At 75.9% G+C, this 237-nt stretch carries 1 protein-coding gene; it reads right to left on the bottom strand.

Going from position 1 to position 237, the window contains the following annotated elements; genetic code table 11:
• Nucleotides 1-18: 18 nt before the first annotated feature.
• A partial coding sequence (locus tag SM755_RS24175) for a hypothetical protein (protein ID WP_323174903.1) occupies nt 19-237 on the bottom strand: 219 nt, incomplete at its 5' end.

The following is a 237-nucleotide window of genomic DNA, read 5'->3' as shown; positions in this document are numbered from 1 at the left end:
GAACCGCGTCCGGGAGAACTACCGCCGCCTCGCGCGGGCGTTCCCCGACGCCGACGTGCGATACGCCGCGAAGGCGAACACGCTCAGACACGCGCTCGCGGCGCTCGGCGAGTCCGGCGGGTTGACGGCAGTGTACTGGACCCGAGCCCCGGGGTCGTCGGCGACGCCGCGGAGCGCGTCGAGCGCCCGCGCGACTTCGCCTGCCGAGGCGCACTCGATCCCCGCGCCGGACTCGCC

Origin of the sequence: Natrialba sp. PRR66 (genome assembly GCF_034808065.1) — an archaeon.
Classification (GTDB): domain Archaea; phylum Halobacteriota; class Halobacteria; order Halobacteriales; family Natrialbaceae; genus Natrialba; species Natrialba aegyptia.
The sequence above is the reverse complement of the archived record's forward strand: the minus strand, read 5'-3'. Positions and strand labels throughout refer to the sequence as shown.